Origin of the sequence: Halomonas salsilacus (assembly GCF_051216275.1) — a bacterium.
Taxonomy (GTDB): domain Bacteria; phylum Pseudomonadota; class Gammaproteobacteria; order Pseudomonadales; family Halomonadaceae; genus Halomonas.
Map to the genome: position 1 here is coordinate 202,210 of NZ_JBPKAQ010000002.1, position 14,660 is coordinate 216,869.

The following is a 14,660-nucleotide window of genomic DNA, read 5'->3' on the forward strand; positions in this document are numbered from 1 at the left end:
TCAGATGAGTGTAGCCGGCCAACCTCGATTTCGAATTGGGTGGGGACGACAGACGTCATTTAAGGTGGGCTCAGCATACCCCCGCCCGCCCCTACTTCATCTTAGACATTGGTATGAACAAATTTTCTATAAATAACAATAGGTTAAATAGCACTTTCAAACACCTCAAAACCAAGATAGACCAAGGTCTGAGCGCAGTGACGGCAACGGTAACGCTGCCCCTGCCGCGCCAGTGCATGGCGTCGGGCGCTGAAGGCGTGCTCGCGGCAATCGCAGGCATAGCGGTGGGGGGAAGGGCTGGCACGACCGGTATCGAACCGGTGGGTGGTACAAGGCACCAGGCCGAACAGCCCCCGCATCACCGTCTGCCACTCACGGCCGTGGGGGCGAACCCGGCAGCCATCTTCCAGGTGATGAACCAGCCAGTGGGCCATCTCGTGGGGCACCACCTCGACCTGGAAGGCGAGACGATTCTCGGCGTAGAGCACCGGGTTGAAGCGTAGCCCACCGCGCCCGAAATGGGCCTGACCGGCGCACTTGCCGCGAAGGTCGCACCACACCCGGGGCCGAGGAAGCCCCGGATGCTCCTCGTGGCAGAGTCGCCAGGCGGCCTCCACCCGTTCATGCAGGGTGGCAAGAAGTGCCTCGCCCTCGAGGGAAGCGAGGCGTTCGAGGTCGGGAGCGGGCAGCGCGGGTCGGTTCATGGGGTGCTAGAATGGCCTCTCGTCCGCCAGGCGTAAAGCACCGACCCGGCCCCCGGCGAAAATGCTAAAGTGCGAAAGTGCGAGAGAGACGATGTCAGATACCCCCCAGCCCGAACCCCTGCTCGATGACGACCAGCTCGACCGCCTCGACGACTTTCTGGCCTCCGACCGGGCCGGCGAGGACGCCCTGGACCTGATTGGCAGCCACGGTCTCCTGGTCGCCCTGGCAGTAGCACCCAGCGAGGCGGAGCCGGCCACCTGGGTGGCGGAACTCTTCCAGGGCGAGCCGGATTTTCATGATGACCGCGAGCGCGAGGAGATCCTCGGACTGCTCGACCAGCTGCGCCGCAACGCCATCGCCGCCCTGGAGCAGGGGCAACTGCCGGAGCTGCCCTTCGAGCTCACCCTGGACGACTTGCCCGCGGAAGAGACGCCCATCGGCGACTGGTGCGCCGGCTTCATGGAGGGGGTGTTCCTGGACGAGACCACCTGGTTCGAGGAGGACGAGGACGCCGCCGCCACCCTGCTGCTGCCCTTCATGGCGCTCTCGGGGCTCTTCGATGACGAGCCCGACATGGCCGAGTTCGTCGGCGACGGCACACGCCTGGAGGCGTTGGTGCGCCAGCTGCCTGAACTGGTGCTGGATCTCTACCTGCACTACCGCGTGCCGCCGGAGACCCCCAAGCCAATGCCGCGCAAGAAGAAGCCTGCCGGGCGTGCTGGCAAGGAACGCAATCAATAAGGCCCGAGCATTGGATTAAGACCGGAAAATTCATGAGGCAGAGCTGAAAACGAAGATAGCGGATGGTGGCTTCTAAAAAAATCAGTCAGTTACGGAAAGAACACGACTCCATGAGGCTATCCGCTATGGGTGAGATCGTAGCTCCCTGGACTCCCTCCTGCAATGGCTCTGTCCGCGTCGCGATGAGCGGCCAGCGCACCACCAGCGAAAGCGGTGCTCTCCTGCTGGGCGAAGCGCTCGTCAGTAGCGAAGTCGTTGACGCGTTGGAGGATCATCTGGTCGATTGGCTCGCTTACGCCAATAAGCCGTCGATGTGTGCGAGAACGAACAGATGTGGCCGATGGAGCAGCATATGATAAGGAAATTATGTTGGCGTTTTACCAAATTGGATCCCATAGCGACCGTCCCAGTAAAGCCGCATGTAAAAGCCGATATTATGTGGATCTTAACTTCCCGCCGATTGCGTTAAGAAAATCTTACCCTGCCAACTAAAAATCTTACCCTGCCAACTAATAGCATATTGGCGAGCAAGAAGGTAAAAGGGCGTAGAAATGGTGTATTCATTACCAACTGACATTTCGCCGGCGACACCCCCATATATAGCACCTCAACAAGAAGGCATCAGGAAACTTTACGTTACGATGTTAAACGAACGTGGGGGCAAAGCGGGCCAGATCAACGAATCATCACTTTCCAAATCACGATCTTTTCTGCTATCCCAACTTAACGCGGCGTCTTCGATTGACACAGACTTTCCCAGCGAAATACGGTCCTTGCCGAGGGTGCTGCGCAACTCCCATAAACAGGTAGCGCAGGATTACCGACGCTACCTCGACGGACGGCAAGCTGGCTCGCCGAGGCGCTACTTCAGCTGCCGCTCCCACGCGATGTACTTTCTTCGCACGGTTGCGCCCACGAAGCTTGTAGACGGCGCCTGGCTCTATGGCTTGCTGCAGCACTGTCAGGATCCGCGGCTCGCTCCACTTATCCAAACCTATCTCGAAGAGCTCGGCTGTGGCAATGTAGAACAGAACCATGTTCTGCTCTACAAGAAATTGCTCGCCCGGTATGGTTGCGATAACTGGCAGGACGCCCCGGACGAGCACTTCACTCAGGGTGCCGTCCAACTAGCTCTGGCCCACCACACCCATGAATTTTTACCAGAAGTAATCGGGTTCAATCTCGGCTACGAGCAGTTGCCGCTACACTTGCTCATTACCGCCTACGAACTGAACGAACTCGATATTGATCCGTACTACTTCAGCTTGCACGTGACGATTGACAATGCCTCAATCGGGCACGCGCGCAAGGCCTTGCAATGTGTGCTTGATTGCATGCCGATAATCGGAAATACCGCGGAGTTTCATCGTCGAGTCGGTAACGGCTACCGCTTGAATTTCGTTGGCATGGGCACGCAACAGGCGATCGCTTCTTTCGATATTGAGCAGGAACTTCAACGGATTTTGGCCGACAAGGCCTTGATCGGATCAAAACTGCATTCTGACTATTGCCTCGTCGGGGGTCGGTCGGTGAGCGACTGGCTTTCTTCACCTGGTGAAATAGGAAATTTGCTGACAACGTTGCAATCCGCTGGATGGATTCGGCGCGGCGAGAGCCCGGAGAAAAGCCGTTTCTGGCGCCTATTAACTGATGAGCAAGCTCCCATGTTCGGCGTCTTCGACGGCTACGAGCAACAGCTGCTACGGGACTGGATTCTAGCCGATACCGGGAATACGCCGACGACGCCAGCTATCAACCGGTTTCGCAGGCGTCCTACCGCAGGGCCTGGCGAAAACTCAGCCGCAGTGTTGTCAAGTGGAAGTACAATCGAACAAATCATCGCCCGTCACGCCGATGAGATGCCAAGACTCGGCAGCTGCGCAGACGTTGATGCTCTTTTCCACCAGTTGGCCGGGGTCGCTACCAAGGCGGAGGCGTTCGCTGTGTTAGAAGGAATGCTCTCGCCAGCAAACCACCCGACGCCTGCGGGGCTAGCAGCAACGAGGCTCTATGCCGACCTTTTTCACCAAGTAACGGAACCATGATCAACGACTATCTCCTGCGTCTCGCGATGGAGCTCAAAGCTACCGGGTATTCATTCACCACCGTCACACCGGCGACCCACGCTCGTGTCAATTCACGGTTGAAGAATGCATGGGCGCGCAATGCAACAGACATCTTCGGTTGGAGTCGACCCTTCAAGGAAGGTATTATAACGCCTAAACTTTTCGAGGCGATGCGCAAAGCGGATGTGTTGGATACATATGGTGCGGGGTGGATTTCGCGAGTACGTGCGTCTACGCTACGCGGTCAACTTTTTCTGCACTCGGCTTATCCGACAACGGCCTCTGACGCAATTTTCTTCGGACCCGACACTTACCGCTTTGCGAACGCCATCGCACAATGTCTGTCCGGTGATGTGTGCGTCCGGCGTGCCGTCGATATTGGCTGCGGCGCCGGCCCTGGCGCCGTGGTTGTTGCCCTAGAACGGCCACAGGCCGCCGTGTTTGCTGTTGACATCAACGACATGGCTCTACGGTATACCGCCGTCAATGCCCGGCTCGCGGGCACCACGCGCGTGGTCGCTCAACATTCGGATCTTCTTGACGGCGTTGATGGAGACTTTGATTTAATCATCGCCAATCCTCCTTACCTGCTCGATGCGCAGGAGCGCACCTACCGGCACGGTGGCGGCAGCTTTGGCGAAGGACTTTCCCTTGCGATTGCTGGCCTGGCGAAAACCAGGCTGGCCCCCGGCGGCACGCTTCTGCTGTATACAGGCACGGCCATCACCGCCGGCACGGACAGGTTCATCGCTTCGGTCGCGCAGATTTTCGACGATTCCCTGCTGGAATGGCACTACCAGGAACTCGACCCTGATGTATTCGGCGAAGAACTGGACGAGCCAGCCTATGCAGAAACCGATCGCATCGCAGCGGTTTTACTCACCGCTCGCAGGGCCAGATCGTGAAGATTCTCGATAGCCGGTTCCTGCGTGGCCCCAACATCTATCGTATGGGGCCGTGCTTCGTTTCGCTGCTTGACCTCCAAGGCGACCGGAAGATCGAGGCCGAAGAGTTACAGGCCGGAGCCGCCCTGTTACAAACGCTCATGCCGGGTCGCTCCCCTCCAGAGTTCATCGACATAAACGAAACGGCTCAGCTTCTCGTTAGGCTGATGTTCGCGACGCAGGTCTGGGCGGGCTTTCCGCCGACCTTTTGTGACATGGTGAAACTCTCGCCTCCCGCGCCGGAACGGTATCGTTTGCTATGCGACTATCATCATGAAGCTGTGGCCGATGAAGCGCTGCGACTGTCGATAGAGTGCGTCACGGCGATACTGAACCAGCAGCCGTTAGACTTCAAAGCGCGACTAGCCAAGCTACGAGAACTTGCAGACGCCCGCGCCATAGCACCCGCAGCCCAGGTGGTCTTGCGGGCAGCGCGCCAACGCGATATCCCAATATTGCGACTCGAAGAGGACGGTCCTTACTTCGCGCTCGGATGGGGCGTCAACCAGCAGCATTACCAGGCCTGGCCGACTGGGTGCAATGATCGAGCCCTTGCGCTCTCCGCCATGTTTGCCGAGAACAATGACGGCCGTATTCCTGTTGTGGCCGTAACTGGCACCAATGGGAAGACGACCACGACTCTGCTCATCTCACATGTCCTTCGCGGCTGCGGGGCGCGCACGGGCACGACGACGACGCAGGGCATCTATATCGACGGACAGTGCGTGGAAAGAGGCGACTGCTCAGGCTACTGGTCGGCGCGCAGGGTGCTTACCGACCGCTCAGTGGAGGTGGCGACGCTTGAAACAGCGAGAGGCGGAATCCTGAAGCGCGGCCTCGCGTTCGACCGCTGTGACGTGGGGGTGGTTTTGAATGTCAGCAGCGATCACCTCGGGCTTGATGGCGTCGAGACGCTAAACGACTTGGCCCACGTCAAAGGGCTGGTGGCGCGTTGCGCCCGATACACCGCTGTTCTGAACGCAGACGATCCCCTATGCGTATTGATGCGAGACACGCTTTCACCCGATTGCAAACCGGTATTTTTCGCCATGGACCCGCGCAATCAAGTGCTTCTCGACCATTTTCGGGGTGGCGCCGCCGGCGCCTACCTAAACGACGAGGGCTGGCTCATCTGGTGTCGTGGGTCCAAATGTACGAAGGTGGTAAGAGCAAAAGATCTTCCTTTTACCATGCAGGGCCATGCCCGCCACAACACAGCCAATGCGCTCGCCGCGCTCGCTGTACTTTGCTGCCTTGGCTTTGAGACAGCCGAGATTGCAAGATCTTTGACAGGCTTCGTCTCCGATGCCCAGACCAACCCGTTACGCGGCAACCTGTTCGAAGTCGATGGGGTCAAACTCATCGTTGACTATGCGCACAATGTGGTCGCTTACCGCGCTGTGTGCGAGATGGCGCGGTCGATGCAAAAGGGTACAGCGCGACTCCTTGGCGTTGTCACTTCTCCGGGAGACCGCCGGTACGAAGACTTGTACGAAATGGGCCAAGTGTGCGGCAGAACCTTCGACGAACTTGTGGTTTACGAACAAGATCCGCGCGGCCGCTGTGCGGGCACTATTACTCACGAAATCCTACGAGGGGCGAGCAGTGTAGCCCCCGGTAAGCTGCTGCACAACGAACCGAGCATCCGACATGCTCTGTGGCGAGGCCTGACTGCGGCAAACTCCGGTGACCTGCTCGTCTTTACCTGTGCCGGAACCTTCGAAGACCTTGTAGAAGGTATCCGGCTCAAGAATCCAGCCGAAGCTGAACGAATCGCGCGTGAGGTTTCCACGTTACACAGCGCGACCTAAGATCGAAGGAATGATGGGAAAAGAGTCCAGGAATGCTATAGACAACCCGAGCTCCGGTCACCTTGTCATCGTGTAGTGGTCAAGTTTTTTTGCCACCATGTTTTGAGAATTCCAGTAGTTCTTTTCTTCTCCATTAGGCGGCAATGAATCGCTATACTTGTGCGTTGTAAGGCTGCTTTAGTAACCGATAATATAATAAGTAACAGATTTCTTCGCTGACGCAACATTAGAATAGCCAATCTGTGGCATCCATTCCGTTTTCAGACTGATGAAGAAGCGCTCTGTCGGGGCATTTTCCCAGCAATTGCCACGGCGATTGAGACTCTGCGTCCTCCGGTAGCGACAGAGCACCTGTCGGAATGCCAGGCTGGTGAACTGACAAACCTGGACGGCATGCACCTCGACAACCTGATCCAACAGCTTCAGCTCAGTCTCTCGCTCGGTTATCGAGAATTGCTCAGGGAGTCCGACATCAAGAGAGCGGTAGCCTTTATTAATATTTCCTTCTCTTCCTCCACCCGCCGCAGCTTGCGCGTCAGTTCCTGAATCTCACGCTGTTCCGGCGTCAGAGTCTCACCTTTCGGCGGTGCCTTGCCTGCTCGCTCAGCCCGTCGCCTGCGTACCCGATACTCCATGGTGGATTTGCCAATTCCCATGGCCTTACACGCCGCCTTCAGCGTTTAACCCTGATCGACCACGAGCTGGGCCGCCTACAAGCGAAATTCCGGTCTGAACGTTCTCTTCTTCGTCATCATCTGCACCTGACTGTCTCTGTGAGCAATCATACACTCAAAATCAGGTGGCCAGATTCACTATGCCACTACAGATTCACTATGCCACTACAACGTCAGCATACCCTGGCATCGTCCAGCCATCACAAAGAAGCGCGGCCGAAGCCGCGCCATTCACCATATGGCCGTTCAAGCCATGTTTAAGTCACGTAAGCGCAATGTTAGTTGCCTTGCCCCTGACTCCTCTGCATGGAATCCATGAAGGTCTGGTTGTCGTCGAGATCCTCGTATTGGTCGCTGCTATAGTCACCGGAAACACCGTCATCGCCTGAACGTACCACGAGCTCTTCATCGCCACGAAGCTCAACATTGTCCAACTTGTAGCCAAACTCGTCCTTGCCGAAACCGAGGAAGCCTCCTTTGGTCACCACAACGTAGATATCATTACTCTGTGTGTCACGAACCACGCGATCGACGTCACCGATCTCTTCACCGTCTTCTTGGCTATAGATGGTATAGCCTTGGATATCGCCGACATTCAGGCTCATCAGGTCATTGCCCTGCGAGTCCCCATCACGAGAAGTCTGATCACGAGAGGTCTGATCACGTTCCTGCTGGGCTTGGTCCTGTTGATCCGAGTCACGCATCTGGGCGTCGACCTCTTGAGCGCGCTCTACCTCGACGCTGGCTTCACCCGTCTCCTCGACGGTAACATTGGGGTCGGCCTGTTCGACGCTGACATTGGGGTCCGGCTGCTCAATGGTGACTTGAGGCGCCTGTTGCTCAACGGTCACGTTCGGCGGCTGTTGCTCAACTTGGATTTCTGCCGGCTCCTGCTCGACGGTGACGTCAGCTGCTTCTCCCTCGACGCGCACCTCGGCTCCCTGGGCTTGCGAGCCCTGGACACCTTCCTGGGTCATCTGCTGCTGTTCATTCCGCTCTGCATCGACGTCCTGGGCAAGTACGCCTTGGGCAAGCCCGATACTCAGAGCACCCACTGCGATGGAAATGGCTGTCCTTTTCATATCTTTTCTCCTTCTCTCCAATGATTTTAATTGGAGAACAATGTTTATGTAAGACAATCCCTGTGAGGTAGCCGACATAGCAGGACAGCACAGACATCAAACTCTCAAACTTCCTGCAGTTGGCTGTCAGGGCCCTCTATGGCGGTGGCGCCGCACTCCCTACGACGCGGTTTGCGACATGCGAACTCAGGCATTTCCCTTGCCACTAACAAATTGAGCGTAGGAGATAAGCGGAGCGCTTTCTGTGCGGTAGCAAACACAACCCAAACATCCATCCGGCATCCAGAATCCCGCAGATAACTGACTGAACTCACGAGCAAGAGTCAACCGGGATAGCAACATGAAAAGAAAACAAGGGCGGAGATCGCTCCGCCACGGCATAAAAAATGGGGCACCTTGTCACCGGAAAATTGATCCAGATACGACCCATCATGATTCCAAAAAAAGTGAAGAGCTAACCGACGACTTGCCCAGCAGGCCTGACACCGGTGCTGGTGAACTATCCGGGGTAGCGCTATCGAAGACGCGTCAGCATTCCGTCCAGGCTGCCGAACAGCCACTCCTTGAGACGCTGCCAGCGCGGGCGGCGAGACCAGACCTTGAGGTCGAGCTCGTGGCTGGCGGCAAAGTTGCGCTCGAACAGCTCGGCCACCTCGGCCGCCAGGCGGCGATCGGCCACCTCCTGGTTGGCCTCCAGGTTCCAGTGCAGGCTCCAATGGTCGAAGTTGCAGGAACCCAGGCTGACCCAGTCATCGGCCAGCGAGAACTTGGCATGGATGAAGGTGGGCTGGAACTCGTGGATGCGCACCCCGGCCTTGAGCAACCGGCCATAGAAGCGCTGGCCGGCATAGCGCACCCCGGGGTGGTCGTGGGCGTCGCCCGGCAGCAGCAGCCGCACGTCCACGCCGCGGCGGGCGGCCCGGGCCAGGCGCAAGCGCAGGCTGAAGGTGGGCACGAAGTAGGGGGTGCAGATCCAGATGCGCTGGCGGGCGCCGGAGACCTGGCGATGCAGGGAGTGGCGAATGGCCTGGTAGCGATAGCCCTGGCCCCACACCACCCGCCCGGCCATGCCGCGGTAGCCCTCGGCCCCGCGGGTCTCGGTTGCGAGCCCGCGGACCAGCCCCAAGGCCCCGCTGCCGCGGGTCAGCGGCGAGTCCCACAGCCGGCAGAACAGCCGCACCCAGTCGGCCACCACCGGTCCCTCGATGCGCAGGGCCACCTCGTACCAGGCGTCGAGGAACTCGTCCACGGCGCCGAAACCGCCGGTGAAGGCGACACAGCCATCCACCACCACCAGCTTGCGATGGTCCCGGGTCAGGTTACGGGCCAGGGAGTGGAAGCCCAGCGGATTGAAAAAGCGCAGCGCCACGCCGCCCGCTTCCAGTCGCTCTCGATCCTCGGCCCCGAGGCCCATGGCGCCGTAGCCGTCGAGCATCAGCATCACCGTGACGCCGCGCTCCACGGCATTCACCAGGGCACCGATCAGCGCCGAGGCCAGGCGCCCCGACTCCATCAGATAGAGCTCGACCAGGATCGACGACTCGGCGCTCTCCAGCGCCTCGAACATGGCCGGCAGGAAGCGGCTCGCCTCGGGCAGCAGCTCGAAGTGGTTGCCGTCTCTCCAGATCCCGTGCATGGCAGACTCCCTGTCCTGGGCAGCAGGCCTGACCCGAGGCCATCCCCGAGACTATACTGGCCTTTCCTTTCCCTTTCCTGCGTCGGGGCAAACGGATGGCCTTTCGGCACCTCCTCACCACTCCGCTGCGCGCGCTGATGACCCGGCTGATCGCCGCCTGGGTGCGGCCGCGGTTGATCGAGCCCGCCCCGGAGGCGCTGGTGCTCGAACCGAGCCTGCCGGTGCTCTACGTGCTGCCGCGCCCGGCCATCAGCGACGCCCTCCTGCTGGCCTCGCTGACCCGCCATCACGGCCTGCCCCTGGCGGGTGGCCGGCGACGAATCGGCCAGCTGACGCTACCGGCCTGCCTCGCCCTGCCGGCACCGCGCCGCCGGCTGTGGAAGCGCGGCGCCCATCCCGAGGCCCCCTTCCTGCCGTTGATCGAGCAGCGCCTGGCCGAGGCCGGTCGCGAGGTCCAACTGGTGCCGGTGAGCATCTTCTGGGGGCGCGCTCCCGGCAAGCGCTTCGGCTTCTGGCGAATGGTCGCCGCCGACAGCTGGCAGCTCACCGGTCGGCTGCGCCGCCTGCTCTCGGTGCTGGTCAACCGCCGCAGCGTGGAGGTGCACTTCGGTGCCCCGCTGCGCCTTGGCGATCTCCCCGGCGCCGCAGACGCGGACGCCAGGCTGACCAACCGCAAGGCCGCACGGCTGCTGCGGGTACACTTCCGCCGCGTGCGGTCCCGGGTGTTGGGCCCCGACCTCTCCCACCGCCGCACCCTCATCGAGGGGGTGGCCAGAAGCCCCGAGGTGCGCGAGGTGATCGCGACCATGGCCGCCGAGGGGCGCCCCTCGGCGGAACGCCTGCAGCATCGCGCCCTGCGCTACGGCCGAGAGATCGCCTCCAACATGACCTACCCGGTGCTGCGTTTCATGGACGGCCTGCTTCGCCGACTGTGGAACCGGCTCTACGATGGGGTCGACGTGCGCGGCCTGGAGCGGGTCAAGGCGCTGGCCGGCGACCACACCCTCGTCTACGTGCCCTGCCACCGCAGCCACGTCGACTACCTGCTGCTCTCCTATGTGCTCTATCACGATGGCCTGATGCCACCCCATGTAGCCGCCGGACGCAACCTGAACATGCCGCTGATCGGCCCGCTGCTGCGCCGTGGCGGCGCCTTCTTCCTGCGCCGCACCTTCCGTGACAACCGCCTCTATACGGCGGTGTTCAATGCCTACCTGCACCGACTGATCTCGCGGGGTCACCCGCTGGAGTATTTCATCGAGGGGGGACGCTCACGCAGCGGGCGCATGCTGCCAGCACGCCCCGGCATGCTGGCCATGACCCTGCGCTCCTTCCTGCGCAGCGCCGCCGCCGGCCACCACCAGCCGCTGGCCTTCATTCCGGTCCATATCGGCTACGAACGCATCATCGAGAACGCCAGCTACCAGCGCGAGCTTCGCGGCGGCAAGAAGCGCAAGGAGAGCCCGCTGGCCCTGCTGCGGATGCTGGGCCGGTTGCGCCAGCCCTTCGGCCGGGTCTCGGTCAACGTCGGCGAGCCTCTGCTGATGGCCGACTTCCTCGACGGCGAGGTGGGCGGTGGCTGGCGGGAGGCCCGGGAGGCGCGCCCAGTCTGGCTCGACGAGGTGGTGCCGCGCCTCGGCGAGGCCCTGTGCCGGCGCATCAACGCCGCCGCCGCCCTCAACCCGATCAACCTGGTGGCCCTGGCGCTGCTGGCCACCCCCCACCACGCCATCGAGGCGCGCCTGCTGGAGCGCCAGCTCGACCTGCTCGCCGAGCTGCAGCGCCGCCTGCCCGGGGCCGCCCACGCCAGCCTGCCGCCGGGCACACCGGCGGAGTGGGTCGACCAGGCCCTGGCGTTGGGCATGGTGCAGCGCCGCGCGCATCCGCTGGGCGATATCGTGCTGGCCGACGCTTCCCAAGCCGCCCTGCTGGGCTGGTACCGCAACAACGTCCTGCACCTCTTCGCCCTGGCCGGGCTCACCGCCTTCGCCTTCCGCCACCAGCCGGCCCACGATCTCGACACCCTGGAGGGGCTGCTTGCCCCGGGCTGGCCGATCCTCGCCCGGGAGCTGATGGTGGCGCCACCCGCCTCCCTGCGCGAGGTGCTCTCCGCCATGCTGGGGGTGCTCACCGAACTGGGGCTGCTGGCGCGCAGCGAGACGGGATGGCAGCGCCGCGAGGAACCGCTGGACGCCGGCGAGTGCCTCGACCTGCTGGGCCAGCTGATGCAGCCTTCTCTGGAGCGCGGCTACCTGCTGCTGGCCGTGCTGCTCGACGCCGGCCCTGGCCGTCTCACTGCCGAGGCGCTGGCCGACCAGGGGCGCCAGCTGGCCGAGCGCCTGGCACTGCTCTCCGGGCGTGACGCCCCGGAGTTCTTCGATACCCGGCTGTTCGTCAGCCTGGTGGAGAGCCTGGAGCAGGAGGGCTGGCTGTGGCGCAGCGCCGAGGAGCAGCTACTGTTCAACGACCGGCTCTGCGACGCCGCCAGTCATTCGCGACGGCTGTTCGACCCCTTGCTGCGCCACCGCCTGCAGCTGGTCACCCGCCAGGCCTGATCAATCCGCCTTGAGCGCCCGGTGCACGTAGAGGTCGTAGCGGCTGGTCTTGCCCTCGATCACATGGCGCGGCGCCGGCCCCTCAATGGGCGGCGCCTTGCGGGGGCGCTTGACCACCACCCGGTGGGTGGCCACCGCCAGGGCCGCCTCCAGCAACCGCGGAGCGTCCTCGTCGTCGCCGGCCAGGGCGCGGAACAGTCGCATCTCCTTCTTGACCAGCGCCGACTTGTCGCGGTGGGGAAACATGGGATCCAGGTGGATCACCTGGGGCGGAAAGTCGGCCGCCGCCACCAGGGCCTCGAGCCGGACGGCGGCGTCGCCGTGCACCAGGCGCATGCGGGCGGCGATCTCGGCGGTCTCCCCTTCCCGCAGGGCGCGGGCCAGACCGTCTTCGAGCAAGGCGAAGATCGCCGCCACCCGCTCCACAAGCAGCACCGGTGCACCCAGGCTGGCCAGCACGAAGGCGTCGCGTCCCAGGCCCGCCGTGGCATCCACGATGGCGGGCGTCACTCCCTGGGCCAGGCCGCAGGCCCGCGCGATGAGCTGACCGCGCCCGCCCCCGAAGCGACGCCGATGGGCCGCGCGGCCAGAGGCGAACTCCACCGCCAGCGGGTGGCCGTAGCGCTTCTCGTCGCCGGCCAGCACCAGGCGGCCATCGCGACGCTCGAGGAGGAGTTCGGCATCGCCCCCGAGGGTAAGCCCCAGGCGCTCGGCCAGGGCACTCAGCGCCTCCCCGCGTACCGCCACCGGCGGCAGCCCACTCACTTCGCCTTCTTCCAGGCCACCTCGTTGCGCAGATAGACCGGCTGCACCAGATGCGCCGGCTGGCCACCGCCCGCGTCGAGCTCGGCCATGGCCAGCAGCGCCATATCGGCGGCGTCTGCCTCTGCCTCCGGCAGGCGCTGGCTCATCCCCGCCTGAACCTCGAGGGGCATCTGTTCCCACAGAGCCCAGCCGGAACCGATCCCCACCCAATCGTGGTCGTCATGGCCGGCAGGCAGGCGCAGGCGCTCGGGGGACATCACGGCCTCCTCGAGGAGCGGCTCCGGCAGGCCATCGCGGCACTGCCAGGCGGCGACGTAGATCTCGCCCATGCGCGCATCCAGGGCGGTGACCATCCAGCGGAAATGGTGGCGACGATGGGCACCCGAAGCCAGGGCCGCCAGGGTGGAGACCCCGAGCAGCGGGCGGTCGAGCCCGTAGGCCAGCCCCTGGGCGGCGCCGGCGGCGATGCGCAGGCCGGTGAAGGAGCCGGGACCGCGGCCGTAGGCCACGGCGTCGAGCTCGGCGGGGCACACGCCGGCCTCAGCCAGCACCTCGTCGACCATGGGTAGCAGCCGTCGTGTATGGGCCCGCGGCGCCATCTCGAAGCGCGAGAGCAGTTCATCGTCGGCGCCCGCGCGTCGCCGCAGCAGGGCGGCGGAGCAGGCACTCGAGGAGGCATCCAGGGCCAGCAGGATCGACATGGCACAACCATCGCAGGAGGAACGGGATAGCCATTATACGTGGCAGGTACACAAACGACGATGGCCCGCCAAGGCGGGCCATCGAGTCGAAGGCTGGCTGCAACGCCAAGGGGCGCCGGGAAAGCCCCGACCCGTATGGAGCGGTTAGCCCTCCAGCGCCTTGAGCACCTGGGCCTTGATATCGTCGACGCTGCCAACGCCTTCCACGCGGTGGTAGGTCGGGGCGGCGTCCGGATCCTGCTCGGCCCAGGCCTGGTAGTAGTCGACCAGCGGCGCGGTCTGCTCGTGGTAGACCGCCAGGCGGTTGCGCACGGTGGACTCGCGGTCGTCATCGCGATGGACCAACGCCTCGCCGGTGACGTCATCCTTGCCGGCTTCCCTGGGCGGATTGTACTCGACGTGATAGACGCGCCCGGAACCCGGGTGCACGCGGCGGCCAGCCAGGCGCTTGACGATCTCCTCGTCCTCCACGGCGATCTCCAGCACGTGGTCGAGCTTGACGCCGGCATCCTTCATGGCATCTGCCTGGGGAATGGTGCGCGGGAAGCCATCGAACAGGAAACCGCTCTCACAGTCGGGCTGGCTGATGCGCTCCTTGACCAGGCCGATGATGATGTCATCGGACACCAGGCCACCGCTGGTCATGATCTCCTTGGCCTTGACCCCCAGCTCGCTGCCCTCCTTGACGGCGGCACGCAGCATGTCGCCGGTGGAGATCTGCGGGATATTGAAGCGCTCGCAGATGAACTGGGCCTGGGTGCCCTTGCCGGCACCCGGCGCGCCCAACAGGATCAATCGCATGTTCTTGTCCTCAAGTACAAGTGGCTGTCATTAGTGAAGAAATGGTTAAAAAGGAACGATAACCGCGGCCCGGGTCGGGCACAAGCGCCGCTCCTCCTCGCCGCCGTCCCTCGCGCTAAAAAGGCCTTGTATATCAATTGACTTGAGGCCGAATAACACTTTGGTCTGGCGACCATAGC

11 protein-coding genes and 1 pseudogene are annotated in these 14,660 nt (G+C 62.5%); 6 read left to right on the forward strand and 6 right to left on the reverse strand.

All coding sequences use genetic code 11. The features are described 5' to 3' along the window. Positions 1-143 precede the first annotated feature (143 nt). Positions 144-704, reverse strand: coding sequence for a SprT family zinc-dependent metalloprotease (locus ACR80S_RS04355; RefSeq protein WP_435402644.1), 561 nt, complete (start codon positions 702-704; stop codon positions 144-146). A gap of 91 nt (positions 705-795) precedes the next feature. On the opposite strand from ACR80S_RS04355, the gene ACR80S_RS04360 reads away from it, so the two are divergent. The 5 genes and pseudogenes from ACR80S_RS04360 to ACR80S_RS04380 all read left to right on the forward strand — a co-directional run bounded on the left by ACR80S_RS04360 (position 796) and on the right by ACR80S_RS04380 (position 6,267). Further along, positions 796-1,446 carry a YecA/YgfB family protein gene (locus ACR80S_RS04360; RefSeq protein ID WP_435399294.1) on the forward strand — a complete coding sequence of 217 codons (651 nt, stop codon included), beginning with the start codon at positions 796-798 and terminating at the stop codon, positions 1,444-1,446. A 125-nt stretch (positions 1,447-1,571) separates the two neighbouring features. Then, positions 1,572-1,730 (forward strand): annotated as a pseudogene (locus ACR80S_RS04365) (IS1380 family transposase); the annotation flags it as partial. Positions 1,731-2,087: 357 nt separating this feature from the next. Continuing rightward, on the forward strand, positions 2,088-3,491 hold the full coding sequence (locus ACR80S_RS04370; RefSeq protein WP_435399295.1) for an iron-containing redox enzyme family protein: 1,404 nt from the start codon (positions 2,088-2,090) through the stop codon (positions 3,489-3,491). Further along, positions 3,488-4,417: a methyltransferase gene (locus ACR80S_RS04375; protein ID WP_435399296.1), complete on the forward strand. Its 930-nt coding sequence runs from the start codon at positions 3,488-3,490 to the stop codon at positions 4,415-4,417. Before ACR80S_RS04370 ends, ACR80S_RS04375 begins: the two co-directional genes overlap by 4 nt. Continuing rightward, entirely contained in the window at positions 4,414-6,267 is a 1,854-nt protein-coding gene (locus ACR80S_RS04380) for a Mur ligase family protein (protein ID WP_435402645.1), read from the forward strand. The genes ACR80S_RS04375 and ACR80S_RS04380 overlap by 4 nt, the downstream gene beginning before the upstream one ends. 952 nt (positions 6,268-7,219) lie before the next feature. On the opposite strand, the gene ACR80S_RS04385 is transcribed toward ACR80S_RS04380, so the two are convergent. Beyond that, on the reverse strand, positions 7,220-8,023 hold the full coding sequence (locus ACR80S_RS04385) for a PRC-barrel domain-containing protein (protein ID WP_435399298.1): 804 nt from the start codon (positions 8,021-8,023) through the stop codon (positions 7,220-7,222). A 514-nt stretch (positions 8,024-8,537) separates the two neighbouring features. Further along, on the reverse strand, positions 8,538-9,659 hold the full coding sequence (locus ACR80S_RS04390; RefSeq protein ID WP_435399299.1) for a phospholipase D-like domain-containing protein: 1,122 nt from the start codon (positions 9,657-9,659) through the stop codon (positions 8,538-8,540). 95 nt (positions 9,660-9,754) lie between these two features. Here ACR80S_RS04390 and plsB point away from each other — a divergent pair, with 95 nt between their 5' ends. Continuing rightward, complete coding sequence (gene plsB / locus ACR80S_RS04395) at positions 9,755-12,214, forward strand: glycerol-3-phosphate 1-O-acyltransferase PlsB (RefSeq protein WP_435402646.1); 2,460 nt, start codon at positions 9,755-9,757, stop codon at positions 12,212-12,214. Here plsB and ACR80S_RS04400 read toward each other — a convergent pair whose 3' ends face one another. The 3 genes from ACR80S_RS04400 to adk form a co-directional block, all read right to left on the reverse strand. Next, on the reverse strand, positions 12,215-12,919 hold the full coding sequence (locus ACR80S_RS04400; RefSeq protein ID WP_435399542.1) for a class I SAM-dependent methyltransferase: 705 nt from the start codon (positions 12,917-12,919) through the stop codon (positions 12,215-12,217). Positions 12,920-12,975: 56 nt separating this feature from the next. Next, on the reverse strand, positions 12,976-13,680 hold the full coding sequence (gene tsaB, locus ACR80S_RS04405; protein WP_435402647.1) for a tRNA (adenosine(37)-N6)-threonylcarbamoyltransferase complex dimerization subunit type 1 TsaB: 705 nt from the start codon (positions 13,678-13,680) through the stop codon (positions 12,976-12,978). A 144-nt stretch (positions 13,681-13,824) separates the two neighbouring features. Continuing rightward, positions 13,825-14,481, reverse strand: a complete 657-nt coding sequence (gene adk, locus ACR80S_RS04410; RefSeq protein WP_435399302.1) for an adenylate kinase — start codon at positions 14,479-14,481, stop codon at positions 13,825-13,827. Between the last annotated feature and the right edge of the window lie 179 nt (positions 14,482-14,660).